Annotated in this window: 18 protein-coding genes, 1 tRNA gene and 1 pseudogene; 15 read left to right on the forward strand and 5 right to left on the reverse strand. The window is 44.9% G+C overall.

The window, feature by feature from the left end; all coding sequences use genetic code 11:
• The first annotated feature begins 56 nt into the window (after positions 1 to 56).
• Both SDEN_RS02815 and SDEN_RS02820 read left to right on the forward strand, forming a co-directional pair.
• The gene (locus SDEN_RS02815) at positions 57 to 1,451 is read left to right on the forward strand and encodes a PhoH family protein (protein WP_011494995.1); all 1,395 of its coding nucleotides are present in this window, start codon (positions 57 to 59) and stop codon (positions 1,449 to 1,451) included.
• Between the two features lie 256 nt (positions 1,452 to 1,707).
• Positions 1,708 to 5,409 carry a response regulator gene (locus SDEN_RS02820; RefSeq protein WP_011494996.1) on the forward strand — a complete coding sequence of 1,234 codons (3,702 nt, stop codon included), beginning with the start codon at positions 1,708 to 1,710 and terminating at the stop codon, positions 5,407 to 5,409.
• A gap of 1 nt (position 5,410) precedes the next feature.
• Here the strand turns inward: SDEN_RS02820 and SDEN_RS02825 are convergent, their stop codons facing one another.
• The gene (locus SDEN_RS02825; protein ID WP_011494997.1) at positions 5,411 to 7,213 is read right to left on the reverse strand and encodes a protein kinase domain-containing protein; all 1,803 of its coding nucleotides are present in this window, start codon (positions 7,211 to 7,213) and stop codon (positions 5,411 to 5,413) included.
• A 153-nt stretch (positions 7,214 to 7,366) separates the two neighbouring features.
• Here SDEN_RS02825 and SDEN_RS02830 point away from each other — a divergent pair, with 153 nt between their 5' ends.
• The 3 genes from SDEN_RS02830 (at position 7,367) to tcdA (ending at position 9,432) form a co-directional block, all read left to right on the forward strand.
• Complete coding sequence (locus SDEN_RS02830; protein WP_011494998.1) at positions 7,367 to 7,729, forward strand: hypothetical protein; 363 nt, start codon at positions 7,367 to 7,369, stop codon at positions 7,727 to 7,729.
• 99 nt (positions 7,730 to 7,828) lie between these two features.
• On the forward strand, positions 7,829 to 8,485 hold the full coding sequence (locus tag SDEN_RS02835) for a thiopurine S-methyltransferase (RefSeq protein WP_011494999.1): 657 nt from the start codon (positions 7,829 to 7,831) through the stop codon (positions 8,483 to 8,485).
• A gap of 152 nt (positions 8,486 to 8,637) precedes the next feature.
• Positions 8,638 to 9,432, forward strand: coding sequence for a tRNA cyclic N6-threonylcarbamoyladenosine(37) synthase TcdA (gene tcdA, locus SDEN_RS02840; protein WP_011495000.1), 795 nt, complete (start codon positions 8,638 to 8,640; stop codon positions 9,430 to 9,432).
• Positions 9,433 to 9,438: 6 nt separating this feature from the next.
• On the opposite strand, the gene SDEN_RS02845 is transcribed toward tcdA, so the two are convergent.
• The gene (locus tag SDEN_RS02845) at positions 9,439 to 11,043 is read right to left on the reverse strand and encodes a sensor histidine kinase (RefSeq protein ID WP_011495001.1); all 1,605 of its coding nucleotides are present in this window, start codon (positions 11,041 to 11,043) and stop codon (positions 9,439 to 9,441) included.
• 195 nt (positions 11,044 to 11,238) lie between these two features.
• Here SDEN_RS02845 and SDEN_RS02850 point away from each other — a divergent pair, with 195 nt between their 5' ends.
• Entirely contained in the window at positions 11,239 to 11,850 is a 612-nt protein-coding gene (locus SDEN_RS02850) for a superinfection exclusion B family protein (protein ID WP_011495002.1), read from the forward strand.
• A 58-nt stretch (positions 11,851 to 11,908) separates the two neighbouring features.
• Here SDEN_RS02850 and SDEN_RS20125 read toward each other — a convergent pair whose 3' ends face one another.
• Positions 11,909 to 12,046, reverse strand: coding sequence for a DUF3149 domain-containing protein (locus tag SDEN_RS20125; RefSeq protein WP_083759678.1), 138 nt, complete (start codon positions 12,044 to 12,046; stop codon positions 11,909 to 11,911).
• Between the two features lie 344 nt (positions 12,047 to 12,390).
• Here SDEN_RS20125 and SDEN_RS02860 point away from each other — a divergent pair.
• The 6 genes and pseudogenes from SDEN_RS02860 to SDEN_RS02885 all read left to right on the forward strand — a co-directional run bounded on the left by SDEN_RS02860 (position 12,391) and on the right by SDEN_RS02885 (position 15,621).
• Positions 12,391 to 12,475 (forward strand) — tRNA-Leu (locus tag SDEN_RS02860).
• A gap of 623 nt (positions 12,476 to 13,098) precedes the next feature.
• The gene (locus SDEN_RS02865; RefSeq protein WP_011495003.1) at positions 13,099 to 13,422 is read left to right on the forward strand and encodes a DUF883 C-terminal domain-containing protein; all 324 of its coding nucleotides are present in this window, start codon (positions 13,099 to 13,101) and stop codon (positions 13,420 to 13,422) included.
• 9 nt (positions 13,423 to 13,431) lie between these two features.
• Positions 13,432 to 13,923: a hypothetical protein gene (locus SDEN_RS02870; protein WP_011495004.1), complete on the forward strand. Its 492-nt coding sequence runs from the start codon at positions 13,432 to 13,434 to the stop codon at positions 13,921 to 13,923.
• Between the two features lie 10 nt (positions 13,924 to 13,933).
• Positions 13,934 to 14,182, forward strand: coding sequence for a hypothetical protein (locus tag SDEN_RS02875; RefSeq protein WP_011495005.1), 249 nt, complete (start codon positions 13,934 to 13,936; stop codon positions 14,180 to 14,182).
• A gap of 145 nt (positions 14,183 to 14,327) precedes the next feature.
• A pseudogene (locus SDEN_RS02880) lies at positions 14,328 to 14,848 on the forward strand (transposase); the annotation flags it as partial.
• A gap of 389 nt (positions 14,849 to 15,237) precedes the next feature.
• A complete protein-coding gene (locus SDEN_RS02885; protein WP_049762931.1) occupies positions 15,238 to 15,621 on the forward strand; it encodes an SOS response-associated peptidase in 384 nt (127 codons plus the stop codon).
• A 282-nt stretch (positions 15,622 to 15,903) separates the two neighbouring features.
• On the opposite strand, the gene SDEN_RS02890 is transcribed toward SDEN_RS02885, so the two are convergent.
• Positions 15,904 to 16,503: a TetR/AcrR family transcriptional regulator gene (locus tag SDEN_RS02890; RefSeq protein ID WP_011495006.1), complete on the reverse strand. Its 600-nt coding sequence runs from the start codon at positions 16,501 to 16,503 to the stop codon at positions 15,904 to 15,906.
• A 101-nt stretch (positions 16,504 to 16,604) separates the two neighbouring features.
• On the opposite strand from SDEN_RS02890, the gene SDEN_RS02895 reads away from it, so the two are divergent.
• The gene (locus tag SDEN_RS02895) at positions 16,605 to 17,126 is read left to right on the forward strand and encodes an HPP family protein (RefSeq protein WP_011495007.1); all 522 of its coding nucleotides are present in this window, start codon (positions 16,605 to 16,607) and stop codon (positions 17,124 to 17,126) included.
• A gap of 261 nt (positions 17,127 to 17,387) precedes the next feature.
• Entirely contained in the window at positions 17,388 to 18,362 is a 975-nt protein-coding gene (locus SDEN_RS02900) for a pyridoxal-phosphate-dependent aminotransferase family protein (RefSeq protein ID WP_269571453.1), read from the forward strand.
• 156 nt (positions 18,363 to 18,518) lie between these two features.
• On the opposite strand, the gene SDEN_RS02905 is transcribed toward SDEN_RS02900, so the two are convergent.
• Positions 18,519 to 21,092, reverse strand: a complete 2,574-nt coding sequence (locus tag SDEN_RS02905; RefSeq protein WP_011495009.1) for a family 20 glycosylhydrolase — start codon at positions 21,090 to 21,092, stop codon at positions 18,519 to 18,521.
• 625 nt (positions 21,093 to 21,717) lie between these two features.
• Here SDEN_RS02905 and SDEN_RS02910 point away from each other — a divergent pair.
• A complete protein-coding gene (locus SDEN_RS02910) occupies positions 21,718 to 22,302 on the forward strand; it encodes a hypothetical protein (protein ID WP_011495010.1) in 585 nt (194 codons plus the stop codon).
• The last annotated feature ends 246 nt before the right edge of the window (positions 22,303 to 22,548 follow it).

Consider the following 22,548-nt stretch of genomic DNA (forward strand, 5'->3'; position numbering starts at 1 on the left):
CGCCAAAGCCGATGTGAGTCGCAATCCCATTGACGCCAAGTCACCCTGGAGGCGCCATGAAACAAGACCGCAGAAAATTGTTTGTACTGGATACCAATGTGTTGCTGCACGAGCCTTTGGCGATTTACTCGTTTAAGGAACACGATGTGGTGATCCCCATGACTGTGCTTGAAGAACTCGATAACATCAAAGACAGGAAGCACGATATTAGCCGAGATGCTAGGGTGGCTATTCGCGCCTTAGAAGATATCCTCGGTGGCCCCACTACCCCTGAACAAATTCTAAAAGGCGTGCCCTTACCCAGCAGAGAAGGCCATCTGGATGTGGCGGGCAGCTTATCCATTTTCCCTGACCACCAAGTGGACTTCATCGCAGGCGCCCTGCCGGGTGACAATAACGACAACCTGATCATCAACGTCGCCTTACACCTACAAAAAGTGCATAAGCCGCGCACTGTAGTGCTAGTGACTAAAGACATTAATATGCGCCTTAAAGCCAAGGGCGCTGGCATAGAAAAAGTTGAAGATTACCGCACAGATCAATTGATTGATGATATCCGTTTTCTGGCCAAAGGCTTCTATCAATTTGAAGGGGATTTCTGGTCAAAACTGGATAAAGTCACCACTGAGCGCCAGGGCAAGCACACCATTCACCATGTGCCTATAGCGGCCTTAGGCAAGGAGGCGTTCTACCTTAACCAATATTTACTGGATGATGAAGCCAACTTCTGTGGCCGTATTACCGGTAAGACGGACACTCAGCTAGACATAATCGATCTGGGCCGTGACAGGTTAAATCATATAGAAGCCTGGGGTATTAAGCCTAAGAATATCTATCAAGGGATGGCACTCAATGCTTTACTCGATCCTGAAATTGATTTGGTTATTCTCACCGGCCCCGCAGGTTGCGGTAAGACATTATTGGCCATAGCCGCAGCCCTAGAACTTGTGGTGGAGCGTAAGCGCTATGACAAGATCATAGTCACTCGAAATACCCCAGAAATAGCCGAGTCCATCGGTTTCTTGCCCGGCACGGAAGAAGAGAAAATGGCGCCTTGGCTTGCTGCCATTACTGACACTTTAGAAGTACTGCATAAAAATGATGTGAATCCCAGTGGCAGCATGAATTACATCATGGAGAAGGCCAACATTCAGTTTAAGTCGATAAACTTTATGCGCGGCCGCTCGATTCAAAACTCTGTGGTCTTGCTCGATGAATGCCAAAACCTCACCGCATCGCAAATAAAAACCATGATAACCCGCATGGGGGAGGGCACTAAATTGATCTGTTGTGGCAACTTGTCCCAAATTGACTCGACGTATTTAACTGCCGTCACCTCAGGACTCACTTACATAGTCGAGCGCTTTAAAGACTTTGAAGGCAGTGCCAATGTGTACTTAAATGGCGTGGTACGTTCACGCTTAGCCGAGTACGCTGAAGAACATTTATAACCGTCACTGCGGGACTGACCTTTTTACAATCCGTCGAGGGCAGTACGCTGAAGAACACTTATAACCCTGCTTAAGCGTTAAAATAAGCGTTTAGCACCCAAAAGGCTAGCTTAGGCTAGTCTTTTCGCTGTTATTGAGGCGTAATTTAACTGCCTTTGCTGATATCTTCCTGATATTATGTGCAAATACTATGCATAGAACGCGGCTGTACTCCCTTAACTCACCTCTTTTGCCTTAAGCCGCCCAAGGGTTATTAATGAAATCGACTGAGCCAGACTTACAATTAAAATCCCCTATTCAGCGAAATTATAACCGCGCCGTTTTCTATACCTATATTGGTGTGATTGTCATGGCCTTGTTGTCGGCATGGGTGTTATTCGATAGGCAAAAAGTACAACTTATCGAACAGCGGGAAGAGCAAGTGGCACGTCACGTGTTGCAAATTGACTTGTTGCTGGAGTCGAGCATTCGTGCGGTGAAGAGCCTGCGCAATGTTGCGGTGGATCACCTAAGACTCGGCGAGCTGGCGCGCAAGGACATGTTGCCCGAGTATGAAAAATTTAATCAAGATGGACAATTTTTTACCTTAGAACCTAGTTATGCCAACGGCGGCGAACCTTTTACTAATATGGGCCGCATTACAGGTTCAGGTTCACTTAAAAACCGCAGCGATAAGTTTTATCAAGAGCTGGAAATGCTGTTTGAATTGTCGCTGTCATTCCCAGTGGCTAAAGAAGCCGCCCCCAAGGCCTCCTCGATTTATTACATCTCCAATCAAAGGATTATGTCATCCTACCCTTGGTCTGCCAATGAGCAAGGCTTTCGGGAAGAGTTGCTCAACAAAAACCAATTTAGGCTGGCAACCCCTGAGATGAATCCTCAGCGCAGTGTATTCTGGAGCCAAGCTTATGTGGACGTGTCTGAGCAGGGCTTGCTCACCACCTTAGGCCTACCGGTTTACCTTGAGAATGAATTTATCGGCTCCATCAATTTAGACATGACCTTGTCGTCACTGGCTAAGCAAATACGCATGTATTTTAAGATGCCAGGCACAGTTATCTTGCTGGATCAGCAAAACAATATCTTGTCCCATAGCGATTTCGATAGCACTGAGATGAACCGTGTCTATCACATCAGTCAGCGTATTCCTTCCGAATTACATTCGTTGGCCGAGTCGGAAATATTCGACGCCCATGAAGGCGTTCTGCGTAATGGCTATTACATTCACTCTGTGGCTTTGCATAACGCCCCTTGGCGACTGCTTTATTTACAAGAAGAAAGCGCGCTGTTTCAAGATGCTTGGGACAAATTACAGTTAACCTTCTTGCTGGTGGTGTTGGCCCTCTCTGTGCTGGTGACTATAGTCCATTGGCAGACGCGCCGCGCCTTCGTAAGCCCTGCATCAAGGCTGCTGACTCACCTTGAAGTGTGCTCGCAATCGCCGATTAAGCCGCCCCATAAAATCACCTCAGGCTGGGAGCCTTGGTTTCAGTTGGTGAGCCGCATTTTCGAAGAAAACAAACAATACACCTTGCATTTGGCCGAGCAAAATAAGCGCTTGGATAACTTAGTGGCCAAACGCACCCAAAGGTTGAGAGAAACCACTGAAAGGCGAGAGCGCGAATATGCCTTGCTGCGCTCCTTGATTGACTCTATTCCAGAGGCGATTGTCTTTAAAGATCAAGAAGGTAAGTACTTAGGTTGTAATAAATCTGCCGAGCACATGCTGGGTTACAGCGAAAGCGAAATGATCGGCATGACCTCGGTTGAGCTGACAAGCCCTGAGCAAGGGGCGCGGATCCGCTTAGAAGACAGTCAAGTACTCAAAGACAGGGCCGCATTGCGTTACCAAGAAAAGGTGGATATTTCAGGCAAATCTGTGCTGCTGGACATCTTAAAATTACCTTTCTACAATCGCCGCGGCGAGCTATTGGGGCTAATTTCTGTCTGGCGCGATGTCACCCGCGAGTACCAATCGGCGGAGCAGCTTCGGCTGTCAGAAGAGCGCTATCACTTGGCCATGGATGCAGTAGAAGATGGCCTGTGGGATTGGTATTTAGACTCAGAGCAAATCATCTGTAACCCGTCTTATTATTCTATGCTGGGCTATGAGACCAATGAATTTCCGGCGTTAATTTCATCCATCGAAGAGCTTATCCACCCCGATGATAGGGACAGGGTAAAAACCTACCGCGATCTCTACCTAAGTGAACCCAGCGGCGCCTACGAAACAGAATTTAGAATGCGCACTAAGTCAGGGCGTTATTTGTGGGTGCTCTCCCGTGGCCGAGTGGTAGAGTTTACCGCCGATGGCATGCCGAGCCGTATGCTGGGTACCCATAAGGATATTACCCGTCAAAAGAGCAATGAAGTGGCGCTGCTGGAAGCTAAGCACGACGCCGAATTGGCCAACATGTATAAGAGTGAATTCTTGGCCAACATGAGTCATGAAATTCGCACCCCGATGAATGCCATTATCGGCATGTTGCAGCTGGCATCTCGTACTCAGTTGACCCTGCAGCAGCAAGATTACCTTAATAAAGCGGGCTTCTCTGCCGAGTCATTATTAAGAATTATCAACGATATTCTCGATTTCTCTAAAATCGAAGCCGGCAAGCTTGAGCTTGAAAGTGTGCCATTCTCCTTGGAGAAAGTGCTGGATCATGTGATTGACATGAATGCCTTAAGCGCCCAAGAGAAAGGCGTCGAGTTATTGCTGTTCTCACCACTAACCACAGGCTTAACCTTAAAAGGCGATCCGCTGCGGTTAGGGCAAGTGTTAGTCAACTTGTTGTCTAACGCGGTGAAGTTCACTCAAGACGGTGAGATTGAGCTGGGTTGTGAAGACGTGGGCGAACGCGATACCCAAATCAGCCTTAAGTTTTGGGTGCGCGATACCGGTATAGGCATCAGCCGTGAACAACAAGCGAATCTATTTGATGCCTTCTCACAGGCTGACGGCTCAACCACCCGTCAATATGGCGGCACAGGGTTAGGCTTGTCCATCAGTAAACATTTAGTGTCCATGATGGGCGGTAACTTAAGTGTTGAATCAGAGCCGCAGCAGGGCAGCACCTTTAGTTTCACTCTCAGCTTTGACATAGCCAAAGAACTGCCGCAACAGCCGTTAGTCGTGCCTAAGCAGTTAAATAACTTGACTAGTTTAGTGGTGGATGACAATCCGAGCGCGCTGCAAATTTACTCTACTTTATTGCGTGACTTCAGCTTTGGGGTGAATACTGCCACCGGCGGCGCAGAAGCAATCGAGCGCTTATTACAGCAAGACATAGACTTACTCTTACTAGACTGGATGATGCCAGTGGTGAGTGGCGGCATGGTGATTAAAGCCGTGGATGAAATGATTGCCGATGGTCGCCTTAAGAAACGTCCGGTTATCATCATAATGACGGCCTATTCCACAGAGCCATTGAATCTAGAATTAGATAAATACGAATATCAAGCCGTGCTGCAAAAGCCCTTTAAAGCCTCATCCTTATTCGATGAAATTATTGGTGCATTCGCAGCGCCGGCCAAAATTAAGCAAGAAATTGCCGAACAAGTCGAACCACAGCCGCTGCAATCAGGGTTGATTTTGTTGGTCGAGGATAACTTTATTAACCAACAAGTGGCCAGCGAGTTACTCAAGAGCGCAGGCTATGATGTAGTGATCGCCGACAATGGTCAAATCGCCTTAGATTTGGTGGCAAAACAAGAATTTGATGCAGTGCTGATGGACATTCAAATGCCAGTGATGGATGGCTTAACCGCGGCCAAAATCTTAAGAGAAACCTACAGCACGCAGCAATTACCTATTATCGCTATGACAGCGCACGCCATGTCAGGGGATAAAGAAAAGAGTTTGAACGCCGGCATGAACGCCCATATCACTAAGCCAATCGTGTTGACTGAATTGTTTGAGACGCTGGCCTATTGGATAGCCTTAAAAAACCAAGGCTAAGCTATGTTTGCTTAGGGTTTTTTGGGTAAAACCGCTCGGGTTGTTGTTCGATAAACTCAAAGTGACGGGTATTTTTATAGGGCAGCTTCATAAAGCCTGATACGCCTTGGCCTTGAATTTTACTGGCGTGGAATAATATCCTGTCAAGGCTTGCCCGAAAGGCGGCCTGTTTTCTGGGATTGAGCAGTCTTAAGTAGCTATGGATCTTAAGGTGATTCGGCAAGGCCTCAAAAATAATGCAGCCTGTATGGTGAATTTGGTTGAGCCAGCCCAGTTCAGTCATGATTTCATTGGGTAATTCTAGATTTTCATCGGGATCTTTACCGTCCTCAAAATACGAATGCAATCGCGACTTGTCTTCAAGGGTGGGCACATCACCGACCTCGAAGGGCAAGGGGAAATCACTGGCTGAGATAAAGGGGGAGGATGAGTCTGCCCGCTCCAAGTGCAAGGTATCTTTAGCATTAAAGAAGCAGACCTTAAATACCCCAATGCGCCTAATGCCTCGGGCCAAGGTCACCATATTATTCACAGCTTGAATAAGTGCCGCCTTAGCTTTGGGGTCATAAATCGCTAAATTTGAGTCGATATAGACGCCAGTCTCCTGCCAATGAATCGCCAGACCACCCACTATGGGATATTGACCAACGCGGCTCACGGCGGCAATAAAGCCTTTCTCAGTATCTCCCATGCCTGCCATAAAATTGCGGTAATACTTCTCTAGCTGGATATCATCCATTTTTTCTATGGGATCTTGAGTATTGTGCTCTTTCAAGAAGGATTTACGTGAGCTATAGCATACGGTTTCCACCTGTTTCGTCTTAGATTGGCTCCAGACTGGAATTTGCGCCGTGTGAGGGAGCGTATTGAGTGTGGGCAGGTATAATTTGGGGCCATTGCATAGACTCTTGATAAAATAATCCCCCCCAAGGCGGCGGGTGTGGGGATCCTCACTTAACATGGCAGTTAAGGTTTTCGCCAGCTCCACGGGCAGGCCTATGCTGGTGGCGGGAATAACGCGGCAGCCAAAACGGCTTATTTGCCCCGATGCTAAGGCATATAAGGTTGCTGCCACCCCTTGTTCATCGAATCTAGGGGTAGATTGGGCACCATTGAGTTGCTCTTCACCGATAAAATACACATCGCCCATGCGGGCATTGGTGTCTTGCTGAGAGTGAGACATCAAGGCCATAACATTGTCAGCCACCCCATGATAATGCTCATCTTGCTGGGCAAATACCGCCGAACCCCAATCGATCAGCGATAAATGGTCAGTGGCTATATCGTAGACCAGGTTTGACGGCTTGATATCGCCATGGACCAAAGGTTTTCCCTGGCGTAAATACACCAGAATATCGGCTAACTGACGGGCAATGCTTAAGATCATCGCCGCTGGTAAGGCGCCTAAACGCAGGCAAATTTTGTCTAAGTCTTCCCCTTTGCCGCGCTCCATCACTAAGATCCCTTGCTTGCCGACACGCTGGAATTTAATAGCCTTAGGCACGTTGGGATGCTGCACTTGCGACAGCATATAGGCTTCTTCCTCTAAGCGGTCTTGGATATTTTGCGGCAAATTAATTCGCGAAAATTTAAACACATGTGATTGGTTATTTTGGTTTATTCCCGCAAATACAAAGCCATATGCCCCTTTACCAATAAATTCGATTTGTGCATAACCCAGTTTGCTTAGCTGCTGCTTACACAGGCGGATCCACGCCTTATGCTGGCGCGCATCATTAGCCTTAAGCAAATATATCGATTGCTCTTCATTGATGTAAAAATGCTGTAACTGAGGTACTTGCAAGGGCGTGTCCTTGTTGGTTTTGCGAGCCTTAAGGCTTGAATTTCTGCTGTTATTGTCTTAGGCAGCGGGAACCTTGACCTGCATCAAGTTATCCAAATTGCGCTAGGGATAATATTAATGGTCATTAGACACTCTATTTGAGGTAGCCCTGTTATGTCTAGCTTGGAATACAAAGATTTAGCTCCCTTGTTCGACTTCCCTCGAAAGCGCATTCTACAATCTATGGACGTCTATCATTGCCCCCATGCGGTTTTTTATAATCAAAGGGATGAGCGCTGCATTACTTGCCATCAGGGCGAGGAATGTTTGTGGATGAACCGCAATGATGCTTTGATTGCACTGGAAGAAAAGCCAATAGATGAATTAAAGCAGCAACTGCTGATCGCTGTGGATTACATAGATGCAAACCTCACTCCCCATCATTTATCTCGCCGGGATTGTGACTGTGACAATTGCCATTGGCGCAATCGCGTGCAGCAGGCGCTCAATAAAGACATTAACACGTTGAAGCCCTAAACAGTGTCAGCAGAAACGGCGTTTGCAAGGGGATAAGTTAGCGAGTAAATTGGCAGGCAGAAATTAATCCTTTCCCCAATACATGAATGGAGTCGCCCTATGGAGCCGAATTTTTGGCATGATAAATGGCATCAGCAACTCATAGGTTTTCACCAAGCCAGCGTGAATGCCCTGTTATTGACTCATTGGCAGCAGCTTGAAATCAAGCCACAAGGACAAGTGTTTGTGCCTTTGTGCGGTAAATCCTTAGACATGTGCTATTTGGCCGAACTTGGCCATAACGTACTTGGCTGTGAGCTTAATTTAAGCGCCGTTGAGCAGTTTTATGCTGAAAATCAGTTGACGGTAACATGCGAACCTATTGGCGAACACCAGTTTTTTGATTGTGAGCAGGTACAAATTTGGCAAGGGGATATTTTCACCTTAGCCCCAAAAATAACTCAAGACATAAGCGGCTTTTATGACAGGGCGGCCTTGATTGCTTGGCCAGAATCACTGCGCCAGGCTTATGTGAAGCAACTTGCCAAGCTCATCCCCCAAGGCTGCAGAGGGTTACTGGTGACCTTAGATTACCCCCAAGAGACATTGCAAGGCCCGCCGTTTGCAGTGAGCCCAACTTGGGTTGAGACCCACCTGAGTGAATATTTTGACATAACACTACTAGCTTGCCGAGACGTGCTGGACGATAACCCTAGGTTCATTAAAAAAGATGTGCCTTGGCTAAATGAATCGGCTTACCTACTTAAGCGAAAGTGAGTGTGATGCTCTCCTGCGGCAAGCGATTTAGGTCGTCTGCGGTTAATCTGAGTCACATTTGACCTCAGTCGAGTACTCAGTCTGTGAGTGATGTTGGCGGCATTTTCATATACACTCGCAGCTGAAAAAAATCAGTCTATATTGGGGCAGTTATGTTGTCAGAATCCTATCTTTCTCGTTTCGCTGGTATTGGCCGCCTCTATGGTCAAGATGCCTTGGTCAAATTCTCTCAATCTCATGTGATGGTTATCGGCATAGGTGGGGTAGGGACTTGGGTTGCCGAAGCGTTAGCAAGGAGCGGCATAGGACAGATAAGCCTGATGGATTTAGATGATATTTGTGTCACCAATAGCAATCGTCAATCCCACGCGCTGGCGTCCACCATAGGTCAATCTAAGGTGGCTGTGATGGCTGCGCGCCTTAGGGATATCAATCCTGAGTGCAAGGTGAATGAAATTGAAGATTTTCTGACCCTAGATAATCTTGGCGAGCATTTAGTGCCTAAGGCCGAGGGCGGTGAGCTCGATTTTGTGGTCGACTGTATTGATGCGGTAAAGCAAAAAGCCGCCTTAATCGCTTGGTGTAAACGCAATAAGCTACCTTTAGTGACAGTCGGTGGTGCGGGGGGGCAAACGGATCCCACTCAAATTCAATTGCTCGATCTTTCAAAGACCTATCAAGACCCATTACTGGCAAAAGTGCGAAATATACTTCGAAAAGATTATAACTTCTCTAAAAACCCCCAACGGCGTTTTGCCGTCGATGCGGTGTTTTCGAGTCAGCATTTAGTGTATCCACAAAATGATGGCAGTGTCTGCAACACTAAGGCTGGAGCCGATGGCAGTATGCGGATGGATTGTGCGTCAGGATTTGGCGCCGTCACTATGGTAACGGGCACCTTTGGCTTTGTGGCGGCGAGCCGAGTATTGGCGAAATTGGCGCTATAAAAACCTTTAGATTACATATTCATGTTGACGCTCTATGGGGAACAACAGGGTAAATAGTGGGCCGCCCAAAGGGGAGTTTGCCTGATAATCTATCTTGCCTTTGAGTAAGGTTGCGGCATTAAATGCCGCCGATAAACCAAGCCCTGTGCCTCCTTTATGACGAGCGGTAGTAAAGAAAGGCTCGAACATATGGGCCGACACTTCTTCTGGGATCGCAACGCCGTTGTTGTGTAAGGCAATGCTCGCCTGCATCTGTGCAATCTCGACCTTTATGATCAGCTTAGGTTTATCTATTTCATTGAAACCATGGTAATAAATATTCGACACTATATTGGTTACAATCTGATTAACTAAGCTGTAGTTTGCGGTAATGCATAAGTTTTTATCCACTTCTATGCCTATGTCGACATCCAGTGTTGGGTGGATAAGCTTGCTGGCATCGAGAACCCCCATTAACAGCTGATAGATATTGAACTGTACACTCTTTTCATTTTGCTGCTCTGCGGCAATGGTTTTAAACTTCTGAATTAGGTTGCTGGCTTTAGTGATGTTGTTGATGATGAGCTTACAGCTCTGTTGGTAATCGAGCAGTATGCCGTTGATTTGCTCTAAGGTGGCATCATCGCTGTGGATTAATAGGATGAGTTCATCAACATGCACCAGCTGAGCACTGGCAGCGGTTAAGCAAATGCCAATAGGGGTGTTGATTTCATGGGCAACCCCAGAGACTAAGCCGCCCAAAGCGGCCATTTTTTCCTGCTCGACCATGACTTGTTGGGCTTTCTTGAGCCTAGCTAAAGAGAGCTCTAATTCTGCCGTTTGGGCTTTAACTTGAGCTGCCAGTTCTTGTTTATAGCTGCGTTCAATTTCCAGTAACCGCTCCCGGTCGGCTAACGAATCTTGTAATTGGAATTTAGAATTTTGCAATTCATCCAGCGACAATCGAACCTGATGTTGCATGTGATTAATGGCTTGCGCTACCGAATGGAATTCATCCTTGAAGGCTTTTCGCTCAAATTTGAGTGGGGTGAAAGGCTTTTTAAAATCGATTTCGTTGCAATATTGGCTGAGGTTTAATAAGTGTTTGGTGACATGGATCCACACTAAAAAAAGAATAAAACCGGCCACAAGAAAGGTCTTAACCCCATTGGACAATAAGATCAAAATGGCTTTGTCATAGAGTTTGTTATAAATAAAATTTAGGTCAGCCTGCACCACTAAGGTCCCGACCTTAGTATTATCGGCGGGACGATAAAGTAAATCGTATTGTTTTTCGATTGTGTTGGCGGTTTTTTTTGTGCCCAGTTGCCATTCTTGTTCACTGTCATCTTTAATCGATACATAAGTAATGTCGGATAATTGACTCAAGCCCTTTAATTGGGTGTTAATCAACTTTTCATCGATAACCCAAATACTGGCCGCTAATACCTCTAAGTTTGCCTTTTCAATGCTGGAGAAGGCTTGGTCAATGCGCTGGACATCGGTTCGATAGTCATTAATGAGCTGATAGCCAGTGGTCAATAAAGTAATAAATGAGCTGAATAGCACGATTGACAGCATGAGTCGCCGGCCGATAGGGCTCTTTAACAGTTGGCTAGTGCTTAGCTTCATAGGCTGCTTGGGTCGTGTTGTCTATTATGAGTTTTGTGGTATTAATCATAGTCGCTATCGTCAAACTGGGTCAATTTTTCATTATAAATTTAGTACTTTATCCCCATTACGGCTAATTTTTTATTGGCATCATTCTTGCTTTATCTCATATGGACTCAATGGAGTTCAAAAATCTGACACTGACTAGGTGACACCATGATGAAGATGAAATTAGCGAGCATGACCCAAGTGGCGAATAAAAAAGTATTGATGAGTTTTATGTCTTGGTGGGTATTGGCTTGTGGTGCTTTACTATTAATGCCAACAAAAATCCTCGTGGCATTATCACTGCAAGACTTCGTGACGCATTATGCAGACTTTATTGGTCTGGGATTAATTGTTGGCGTGGCCTACTTTCTAAGCCAATTGCTGGGATTTTTTGTCGATGAGTCTATAGTGCATCTCAATAACAAGCGCTCAATCGAAACCATAGAATCTAAGGTAAAATTACTTGACCCAGCAGAGCGGGCCTTATTAAGAGAATTCTTCTTACAAGGGGCCACCATATTGACCTTGCCACAAGATGAATTGGCAGTGAGAAGTTTAGTTGAGACACAAATTCTAGAAGTCGTCGGTAATGTGCGCCATTATGCGATTCAAGGGCCGACCGCCGAATATAAAATTACCATGCGAGCGCGCATTTACCTCAATCGTGATGTGCTCAGATTACCCGCTGGTGAGCCAAGTAAAGAAGAGCTATCAAATTTAATTAAGGCAAGACCTCAGTTTGTCTCTGGCCTAGTGCAGCAACGAAAGCACGCAGCATAAGCTAATGATTGAGTGACACAACCAGGTTTTTGTTTGAGGGGGCTATTCAGCCCCTTCCTTATTTCTTTTCAATGGGTGCCGATTTAACCACAAACAGCCAGCCGATATAAGACGCTATGCCGATAGTGCAAAAAATCACAATCATAGAGAGCAAGCCGATAAAGTTTCCAAACATTAAATCTAACCAAAATGCCATGATTGCCATCCCCTTAGTGTGCATTAAGCTTCAAGCCTAACGGCACTTTTACAGTTAAATACTGATCTCGATCAATCTCTGCGAGGATCTAACCTTCTGATAACGCTGAGCTGCGGCGGAGATCACATTAATGCCCTAGGGCGATTTTGACCTCTTGTTCGCTGTTGTTTAAGCACACCTGTTTGAGATTTGAGCGGTTGAACCTTATTTTGATAAAAGTTTGACAAAAGTTTACTAAAAGTCGCGCCAAACCCCTTGCCATTGATGCTAGCAAAGGTATAATCCCCAGCACTTAATGAGCCCAAGGGCAGATTAAGTCATCTGATGATGTAAACTTCCATGATGCCTGAGTGATGAAATTGGTATACATGGGGGATTCAAAATCCCCTGTCGCAAGACGTGTCGGTTCGAGTCCGACCTCAGGTACCAAATTTTTAAACCCTGTTTCTTAATTGAACAGGGTTTTTTAATGCCTGAAATTTGAAAACTCGAATACAGCCGGTGTCTTGGTAAAAGAGGTATCAGTTGTTTCCTATTGCGGGATGCGACCTCAGGTAGCAAATTTTAAACCCTGTTTCTTAATTGAGTATCTTGAAAAATGAAGGCGAGATTATTGTTATGCTCGCCAGCAGTCAGCAAAGCGATCCATTCCTTTTCTTGTTAAGTAGCACTCATCCTGATTGGACGCTCAACCATGCTTGAGTGGCAGAGTTATTCATCTTTTCATTCTGCAAAGCCCCCGAAATGTGAACCCTATTCATGACTCAGTTAACCCTTGGTATATGATAATCAGCGTGAACCTGAGCTTTAGTATAAGTGTTTTGTTAACCCCGTTCTGCCTTGGGCTTCGCTCACTCTTTATCACCTTCCTTAGCAGGTAAAAATTACCAGAAACAGGTAATTTCTACTGTTAAAAAAGGTGGGGCTAAATAGGGGGTGGAATTAACGTACTGTTTTACTTAATTATATTATTTGGCGCAGCCATTGCACTAGCTAAGATGCAAGGTGTGGCAATTTGCTGCATTTCACAATGTTCACCAAGGAGGCTACATATGGCCAGTCCACAAAGTGCAACAGAACAATCTAACAGTAAAGGCAGCAGCGCTTTAAATTCGCCAACCACGGCAAAAGCCTGCGAAGCTACGCATCACGCAGTTGATGCCGTGGCAGTGAAAGCCGCTATTGCCGAAGATACATTGCGTAAAACAGCCGCCAGCTCACAGGAAACTCTGGTGCACAAACAGGAGGAAATCAAACAGCAACTGCAAAACTCATTGAGCAAAACCCGTGAACTCGCAGCGCAAAACCCACTGGCTACAGCAGGGATCGCGTTTGCCGCGGGTATAGTGCTGACGGCCTTGCTACGCCGTCGCTAAGGTGGATTTATGCAAAACCGTGAAAGGTCTGAGGCACCAGTGCAAAAACCCGATCAAAGTGCAGCGCAAACCGATCTTACAGGGCAAGCTGGATCAACACAGTCTGCCCTGAATAACGTAATGCAACAGGCGATAGAACAGCTGGCTCAGATAGCAGCACTGAGCAGCTCAGTGAAGCAAGCATATATCAGTCAGTTAAAACTGGCTGGAAAAATAGCAACCGCAGAATGGCAGTTAACTGGGCGTAGCCTGCTCATCGCAGCGGCTTTGGTTGTCTGTTTTGGTGCGGGTATTATTTTATTCTGGGGTAGTAGCTTGTTGTTGCTGGGTTATTTGCTATTTCAATTGAGTAGTTCGCTATTGATAACGGTTACAGCGTTAGTCATGTTGCAGTTCGTTTTATTGCTTTGGTGTTGGCGTAGCCTCGGCTATATACTTTCCCAAGCTGGCTTTTCAAAGACCTGGCGACAGTTACGCCTTTTGCTGTTTACACCTCAATAGGAGCATCCGCATGCTTATTCAAAAGTTACTAAAAAAACAGCAGTTGAACCTGACTGAACTAGCAGAGCAAAGCCAGCAACAGCAAAAATTGTTGTTGGCCAGTAATCTGCAATTGACGCAAAGCGTTCGTGCTTTTATGGGATCGACCTCTGGCTTATTGGTCAGCTTCAGCCTTGGATGTCTGTTTCAATTGCGCCATCATAGCATGGTAAAACTACTGCGCAGTGTGGTCGGCTTGCGCTGGTTCACAAAACTCTAACCGTTTGAGCGCAAAGGCTTCAAGGTCATTGAACGCAGAATTAAATAAATGTGGCCATATATGGCGCTCCCCCTTCGGTCTCGCTTAAGTTTTTCAAATTCGTTCCAGACGACTTCGTGGGAGGGAGGAGGTTTACCTATTCTTTTACAAAAATCAGGCCCAGCTCTATGATACAGCAGTGCTCGCTAGATTGGCTTAGGTTGACCACTCTTTGTTAACAGAAAGTCCAATCAGATCTAAGATTGCAGGCACGCCAGAGCAATCAAACTATACCAGCATTCAATTGCGCATTAGGGCTGCATTAAAAGGTGAGCAACCACTAAGCTTACAGCCTTTCATTGTTAATGAACGCAAGCTTTACTCGAAAATCGTTGAGCCCAAAGGCATTGGCTTTTCGCTACAAGATTATCTCGAATTGGTCGATGATACGGGATGAATTATTCGCAACGACAAGCGAGGTGCTATCAGCGATCTTAATGTTAGCAGCGCTAAGTGACTCACCCGATTGAATATCCCTCAAGATAACTGGCTCAAACTCACCACAGAGTTCGGCAAGCTATTTCATGATCCTGTGGGCACACTTCAAAACTGACTCGCTATTGTGAACATTTAGACAAGCGGCGACGACACTTCGCTAGTTGTTGTCAGCACTTAAAAGCAGGCTGACATAAATCATATCGCAGCAATGAATGCTTAGGCCTCTAAAACTTCATGGGGTGAGATACTGTTGCCTGAAACTTCTATTTCTCACTGATATTAGCTTATTTCGCTACTCATCACCCATTGTTAAAAATATTAGTCAGTGAATAAAGTGATGTCAAAGCCCGCAGTGCGGGCTTTGTTGTTTCTGGCTTAGGCTGCCAGCTCGTTATCGTTGGACTGCTCGGTGTGTTTCTCGATTGCTTGTTCGACATGCCCATAGCGATGGTATTTAGTGGTCCATTGTGGGCGGAATATGCTATTTAACCTGAACCTTAGTCTTTCTTAACCTTTGGCGTTTCTTATTGGCTCAGCTTCATTAGGCTAAGGTGATTAACGCCAACAGGAAACCCCCTATGTGTGGAAGACTCTATATCAATGACATGCTCGGCCTAACGGTATCAAATCGCTTGGGCTTAGATTTTCCTGTGCAGCAAAACCTTGATTTACGCCCCACTGAAAAGATTGCGACTCTAGTGATGCATAATGACACCCTAGATCAACAAGCGGCGACTTGGGGCATACAGCCTGCTTGGTCAAAGACCTTGTTGATTAATGCCCAAGCCGAGACTGTGGCGGAAAAGAAAACCTTTGCTTCTGCCTTTGCTCATCATCGATGCCTAGTGCCTTGCTCTGGCTGGTTTGAGTGGCGTGGTGAAGACGGCGCTAAGAAGCAAAAGTACCTATTTAGTTATGAAGATAATGAACCTGTATATGGCGTGCATTCTATATCCCAGTGATGATGCCGCAGTTGGTTACTCTGACAACAACACCAACTGATGAATGCAGGCCTTGCCATCACAGAATGCCACTGCTGTAGATGCTAGCGTGATTTCAGTCGGAACTTAATCAGCGAGAAAATCTGTTGCTCAATAGCCTTGATAATAAAATGAAAATATTAGCTAGCTAGTTCTTGAGCTGAGGAGCATTTTCCCATTGATTTTTCACTACACTTCCAATGTTAATAGCGCTAATCCAATATGATGTGTTCCACTCGTCATTGGCATTGTTATTTTTCTTCTTTAGAAATTTGTTTTAGATAATGTTTGAATCGCAAATCGATATATTGGTCTAAACGAAGTGATATCATCGAATTCTGCTCGTACAATCATGCCTTCAATAAACGCCATGATGGATTCGGCTTTTGACTCCGCTAGTTGTTCATCGTCATTTGGGGTATTCGAAATAATCTGCTTGATCAGTGCCTTAAGCCACTTCTTGTGCATAGATGCAGAATCAGCAATTGCGTCATCGGATTCTTTAAATTCCGACATTGCATGCATAAACATACATCCATGAAAATCCTCTGCATTAAACCACTTAAAGTGCCAATCAATAAGCGCATTCAATTTTTCTTCCATGGTCATTTCAGGCGAGATTGCGCCGCCGAGCTTATCTTCGAAGCGTAAATGTCTTCGAACGAGAACAGCGAGTATCAATTTATTTTTCGAACCGAAATGACGATACATCGAGGTTTTCGATACGCAAGCCGTATCACGAATGAGGTCAACTCCAACGGCGGTGTACCCATTCGCGTTAAACAAGGATTCGGCGATATCTAATATGTGTTCTTTTGTGCCCATTTCCAAATTTCCAAATTGTTTAAAATAAAACGGTTGCATAGAAAGTACAGATCTGTATCATCCCCTACCGGTACAGATCTGTACTTAAGCTTAATGTATCACAAATTTGAAATATATCGTTATTTTTTGAGGAATTAATTATGAACAAATTAAAAGGCGGCGGCTCACTTCCACCACGCCCATCACTGCTCCAACTTTTAAAAGGATTAATTGGCGGTACACTTGGAATTCTTTGTTTATGTCTTCTTGGTCAGTACTCAGGAGTTCCTTGGCTAATGGCGCCATTTGGCGCCACATGCGTCATCCTGTTTGCCGCACCAACATCCCCTCTAGCACAGCCAAGAAATGTTATAGGTGGCCACTTTATCGCGGCATCTGTCGGTATAGCCGCACTTTACGGATTGGGTGATTCATACATTACTATGTCTGTGGCAGTCGGCGTCGCAATCGTAGCCATGCAATTTTTGCGTGCGGTACACCCTCCGGCTGGGGCCAATCCAATCGTGATTATACTTGCGGGCAAGTCTGCGGTCAGTTTGAGCTTCTTATTTACTCCGGTTCTTGTTGGCAGTGTACTACTGGTTGTTATCGCATCCCTTGTAAACAACTATGGCGTAAAAGATGGTTGGCCTGTCTACTGGCACGGATTTGGTAAAACATAAGGATAATAGCAATGCCTTTACTAACGCTGTCTCTATCTGAGATTTTGGATAAAAACACGCTAGAAAAAATCGCTGAAGCACTCACAGACGTTACATCACGGGTTCTAAGGAAAGAGCCCAGCGTAACAAGGGTGGACATCAATACAGTTTCAATGTTCTTAGCTGGAAAAGCTACAGTCGGCTTTACCTACAGCTTGAGCATCTCAATTACGGAAGGCACGAACTCTGAAGAAGAGTGCGAAGCGTGGCTTCGACAGGCAAATTCTATTTCCCGTATCAGGGCCAGGCAGCGCGGGTATGGACACTTGTGTCGTCAACCTAATTGAACCGGGTGACGAGGTTATTGTGTGTATCAACGGTGCCTTTGGCCAACGAATAGCGGAAAGCGTTGCTAAAGTGGGCGGGATTGTGACTGAGGTTCACTCAGAATGGGGAACACCTGTCCTTCCTGAAAAATTAGAGCAGGCATTGTCAGCAACACCAAATTGCAAGATTGTCAGCTTTGTGCATGCTGAGACGTCAACGGGTGTCAGGAATGATGCTAAGGTTCTTTGTGAAATAGCCAATCGACACGGGGCTTTAACCCTTGTTGATGCAGTTACTTCTCTTGGTGGGATACCAGTCTGTGTTGATGAATGGGGAATCGATGCAATCTTTTCGGGAACCCAGAAATGCCTTTCGTGTCCTCCGAGCTTATCACCAGTGAGCTTCAGTCAAAGAGCCATAGATAAGATACAATCAAGAAAATCAGCTATACCATCATGGTTTCTGGATGTAACGAAAGTATCTTCATATTGGACAGGACAGGCACGTGCTTACCACCATACCGCGCCAGTGAATGCTTTATATGGTTTACACCAAGCGCTAGTGGAATACCACTATGAAGGCAATGAGAAGTCCTTTGCAAGACATGCCGCGGTATCAGCGGAGCTAGTCAAAGGGCTTTCAATATTAGGTTTGCATCCTTTGGTCGAAGATAAATACCGCTTACCACAATTGATCACGGTAAAAATCCCCGAATACTTGGATGAAGCAAAACTAAGAAGAGCGTTGCTGAGTACCTACGATATAGAAATTGGGGCTGGTTTAGGCATGTTAGCGGGCAAGGTCATACGTATTGGTGTGATGGGTAACGGAGCACGTATAGAGAATATGCAGAGATTGATTAGTGCTTTATCGAAAGTTCTAGTACAAGACGACGTTAAGATTAAGTGTAAAACAGAATCTTTCGCCTAAACTCAAGAGCCAGATTGCCTCAATCTGGCTCTTTTTCTTATATATAGCCGAAGGACTTTAACCAATAAAGGAGCTTGTAGATATTTTTGTGTGACAAAAGACGATTACACCTTAAAACGTTTGCCCCAAAGTGTAATCTAGGCTTACTAATAGAACCTACTCAAAGCTTCCTACACGACTCGTATGCTTGCCTGAACGTGAGCGAACTTTTATGGCGTCAGGTAAGCGTATAGGCTTGTTATACACTTGCCAGTTTTCTCCATTATCTAAGCTGTACTCAAGTGTTAATCCAGGTAATTGACTGATTATATGCACTTGATTGTCGATACGTTTGGCACCAGGAATTGGCAAGTAAAAGCTTACTCCAGCTTCTTCAAGCTTTGGATACTCTTTCAGTGCGAGCACACTCGCAAACTTAGCCCATTGACGCGCTTGCTCTTGTTGCTCACTGGCAAGCACTGTATTGCGATGCCATCCTCGCTCAGCTAGGGCAATAATTCGCGGAAAAATCATTTCTCCTAATTGCTCGGGAGTGCGAATTGTTTCACTCCAAACTTGACCTTGAATACCAGCAATATTCTCAGGCTTATTGAGCTGATGTAAAGCGCGTCCAACTAGATCTTCTAAGTTATCAATGGGTTCACCCGCACGGGTGAAGTCAGCGTTGGCGTATACATTGTCAGGGATGAAGTTAAATACCTTTTCGACATCGGTATAGCGCGCTGCCCAATATAGCCCCCGTTCTGCTGGATCGGGCTCTTGCGGGTGGTCAAAGTACAGGTGGGTGCCCATAGAAAGAATCGCATGGTAGCCTTCATTTGCTAGTCGATATGCGCGGTCAGATACACCCCATTCCCAAATATTATCCCAAGCATTAACGTAGACTTTATTATTAGCAAATTGCTCGATAGGGAAAGGTGTTATTCTGTCAAACATAATGCCATCTTCCCATGCAGCAATATTCAGCCCACGCGCGGCTAATACTTCTGCTGCGCGGCGAGTGAAATAGGCTTTAAGATCTGCAGGACCTTTTACGCCGCTATCTATAGCTTGGTATAATGCATTACAAATAGGAGACGCGGTCCAAGAGCCTACGCCGACTTCATCGCCACCGATATGGATATTCGTGAGTTTTAAACCTGCTTCGCGGTACATTTGTTGAAATTCATAAGCCACTTTATCGACAAAATTATAGGTGGAGTCCATACAAACATTGATGGAATTGTCATTAAAGAACTGAGCTGTTGAGTACACAGATTTATCCAGTGGATCTGACAACAGATAGGCGTTAGCTCCGGTTTTATCGCCAGATTTTATTAACTTATTGTGTCTAAGTTCCATCGCCTTGATTGCTGCGCGGGCATGACCTGGCATATCAACCTCTGGGATGACTTCAATATGCCTTTGCTTGGCATACTTGAGAATATCGATAAACTCCTCTTTGCTGTAAAAGCCATTTGTTTGTGACGTTTTAAAAGGCCCCGAGCCTCTTGTTGGCAACATACATTCAGTTTCAGATAGGTCAAAACATCGCTGGCTACCTAAATCCGTCAGCTCTGGTAGTCCGCCAATTTCTATTCGCCAAGACTCATCTTCAGTTAAGTGAAGATGTAGCTTATTGAGTTTGTAATGCGCCATTTGGTCGATGAGTTTTTTGGTGATCTCCACGCCATGGAAATTACGGCTCATATCGTACATAAAGCCGCGCCATTCAAAATGTGGAGCATCGTTGGCGCTAAGTTGAGGTAATTCAATTTGAGATTGCGTGCCGCTTGGTGTCAGACTCAATAAACTTTGAATAGCATAAAAGACACCTGCGCTATCTGCGCCGACAATTTCAATACGATTTTTTTCAATTTCTAAGCTGTAACTCTCAGGCTTCCAGCTTTCATCACCATTATAAATAGATAATGAAATAAGGTTTTTATCTTGAGCTGGCAGATTGTTTGGGGTGATCTTTAGCGAACCTTTTAGCTTCTTATCTAATGTTTCTGATAGTAAGTGAGCTTCTGATTTTAAGCTTCCTTGATAAGATATTTGCCAATCAGCAGTTAATAGAGTGCTAGAGCTACTGTACTTCACTTTATTGGGGGTAGGGATGATCACTCGCTTGGCATCATCCTCTGTAAGCGCATATTCTTGAGCAGGGCTATAGCGGTCATAGCGCCATGCGCTGGTGGGCTTTTCCCAGTGATCTCTAGGCGTATTATAACGTTGGTATTGTTCTGGCCGATTGAGTGGCTTTATGTATTTGCTGCTATCTTCGGTATCAGTAGATCTGAAGATTGCTGGGGTAAGTGAGTGTTGAGTGATAAAGCTTCGAGGCATAAAGTCGCTATGAGAAGATGCCCAGTTTTCGGCTTCAAAGGGAATAGTAAGCTTATCACCAGCTTTAAGGCCTTTAAAGTTTACTGTCGGGGTAATTTTATAAAGATCTCCTTGTACAAATTGAAATGCCAATCCTTGGGACTTTTTCGTTAGAATTGGGCGAATAACATTGGTATAGATCACCCAGTCAGCTATGCCTTTAGGTAAATCAACACGAGATTGGTTGACTAGCTCAATATTGGCGAGATGCGATTTATCGCCATTATGATAGTTATCAATTACTTGCCATGACCAGCTCGTTTTTTCGGCAAATTCGTTTAACTCTGTTTGGCTAAAATTGGCGAATGCGTTAAAGCTAGAAAGTGTAATAGCTAAAGGGATTAATCTTTTTAAAGTAGCCACTTTTACTCCTAATTTGTGATTTTATAGTTTGGAATGCATTTTGAGTACTCCATTAAATCGTGATGGTTTTTTCCTCTACGGCATAGTAACTATTCATATTAGGGGCAAATCTGCAGTTTTTATTTTAGCACTTAAGGAAAATACCTTGCTTTCCTTATTAAATTTATCACCCATTAAAAATTCCATGTCCTAACAAATATTTAAACTTTTGTATCTATACGTTAGATTGACAGCGTTGTCAATTCGTTGTTGAAGGGCTGTTAATGAAGTGTAAGTACGGACAAAATAAACTAGAACAACACCATATGCGACACTACAACTTCTTTTCGGTACCTAAAAATAAGAAAAGATTACCGACCACAGTACCGGTTTTTCTTGCACCTGAAATTTGTGATGCTAACGTACATCTGAACATTGTTTAACAGAGGTGTCGGTTACTTTCTACTTTTTATTCCGGGATACCGCTGTTGGTCGCACTTTGCCTTTTCCTAGAATATAAGCGATTACTTAAATTGGAATTGGTAAAAAAATAACCAGATAAAGGCGATTCTCCGCTCGTGTGCAGCAAGTAAATTGGCTAAAATCTAGCGCCTGCATTTGCAGGTACTAAATAGGAAATGCCATCTTGGGTAAAACTCGTTTGATCACCCGTAAACTACATCTGTTGTGGTTGTTGATTTTTTTGAATGGCTGCGCGGTACCGCTGCTGCTAATGTCGCCCCAGGGGCAATTGTTGTGGGCGTTAATGAAGCCTATGGTCGGTTTAGATCCTAACGATGTGGGCCTGTTCGAACAGCCACTCATCAAAGGCAGGATGCAGTCCATATTAGGGCCGCATTATGCCAGTACCATGAAAATATTAGCGACAGCCGATGAAATTCAACAACAAGGGCCGCTGTATTATGTGATCTCCAAACATAGCCCTATCCCAGAGGTTGCCGAAAAGGCAGGTTTCGTGTGGAACGCTGAAAACAACCAAATGGCAGTGATGTTGCTCACAGGTGGTTCACCACAGGTGTTCGCCGAAAAGTTAATAAAGGATAAGGTCAAATCGACAGTCGATGACAAGGTGCAAGATGTGAAAGATGAAGTGCATCAAGCGGGCAGGGAACAGATAACGGCTTTGGTGCCCCAATGGCCGACCGAGCTCACCGATGCCATCATGTTAGCCAAGCCAGTATTGCCACAAGTCACGTTACCTAAAACCTAAGCACATACATTGTGCTGTATAAAGTCAGCTAAGCACCAATGCCGTTAATCTGGCATTGGTTGCATCTATTATTACTTGAGTATGATAAATACTGTTTATGCTAGGTCGCTGATGTCACTTCAGAGACTAATAGGGCAAACTAGCGTCAGCGCTATTGTTTACTTTGCAGGTTGCTATCCTAAAGTGCTAATCATAACGCTTTAACAAGGAGGTAAGCGAAACCGTGAAAACAGTCCCATATGGGTG

The sequence above is a fragment of the Shewanella denitrificans OS217 genome (assembly GCF_000013765.1).
Classification (GTDB): Bacteria; Pseudomonadota; Gammaproteobacteria; order Enterobacterales; family Shewanellaceae; genus Shewanella; species Shewanella denitrificans.

Bases quoted from the DNA above. Each gene is read 5' to 3' on its own strand.
- SDEN_RS02815 (WP_011494995.1), top strand. From the start codon at position 57: ATGAAACAAGACCGCAGAAAATTGTTTGTACTGGATACCAATGTGTTG.
- SDEN_RS02820 (WP_011494996.1), top strand. From the start codon at position 1,708: ATGAAATCGACTGAGCCAGACTTACAATTAAAATCCCCTATTCAGCGA.
- SDEN_RS02830 (WP_011494998.1), top strand. From the start codon at position 7,367: ATGTCTAGCTTGGAATACAAAGATTTAGCTCCCTTGTTCGACTTCCCT.
- SDEN_RS02835 (WP_011494999.1), top strand. From the start codon at position 7,829: ATGGAGCCGAATTTTTGGCATGATAAATGGCATCAGCAACTCATAGGT.
- tcdA (WP_011495000.1), top strand. From the start codon at position 8,638: ATGTTGTCAGAATCCTATCTTTCTCGTTTCGCTGGTATTGGCCGCCTC.
- SDEN_RS02845 (WP_011495001.1), bottom strand. From the start codon at position 11,043: ATGAAGCTAAGCACTAGCCAACTGTTAAAGAGCCCTATCGGCCGGCGA.
- SDEN_RS02850 (WP_011495002.1), top strand. From the start codon at position 11,239: ATGATGAAGATGAAATTAGCGAGCATGACCCAAGTGGCGAATAAAAAA.
- SDEN_RS20125 (WP_083759678.1), bottom strand. From the start codon at position 12,046: ATGGCATTTTGGTTAGATTTAATGTTTGGAAACTTTATCGGCTTGCTC.
- SDEN_RS02865 (WP_011495003.1), top strand. From the start codon at position 13,099: ATGGCCAGTCCACAAAGTGCAACAGAACAATCTAACAGTAAAGGCAGC.
- SDEN_RS02870 (WP_011495004.1), top strand. From the start codon at position 13,432: ATGCAAAACCGTGAAAGGTCTGAGGCACCAGTGCAAAAACCCGATCAA.
- SDEN_RS02875 (WP_011495005.1), top strand. From the start codon at position 13,934: ATGCTTATTCAAAAGTTACTAAAAAAACAGCAGTTGAACCTGACTGAA.
- SDEN_RS02885 (WP_049762931.1), top strand. From the start codon at position 15,238: ATGTGTGGAAGACTCTATATCAATGACATGCTCGGCCTAACGGTATCA.
- SDEN_RS02890 (WP_011495006.1), bottom strand. From the start codon at position 16,503: ATGCAACCGTTTTATTTTAAACAATTTGGAAATTTGGAAATGGGCACA.
- SDEN_RS02895 (WP_011495007.1), top strand. From the start codon at position 16,605: ATGAACAAATTAAAAGGCGGCGGCTCACTTCCACCACGCCCATCACTG.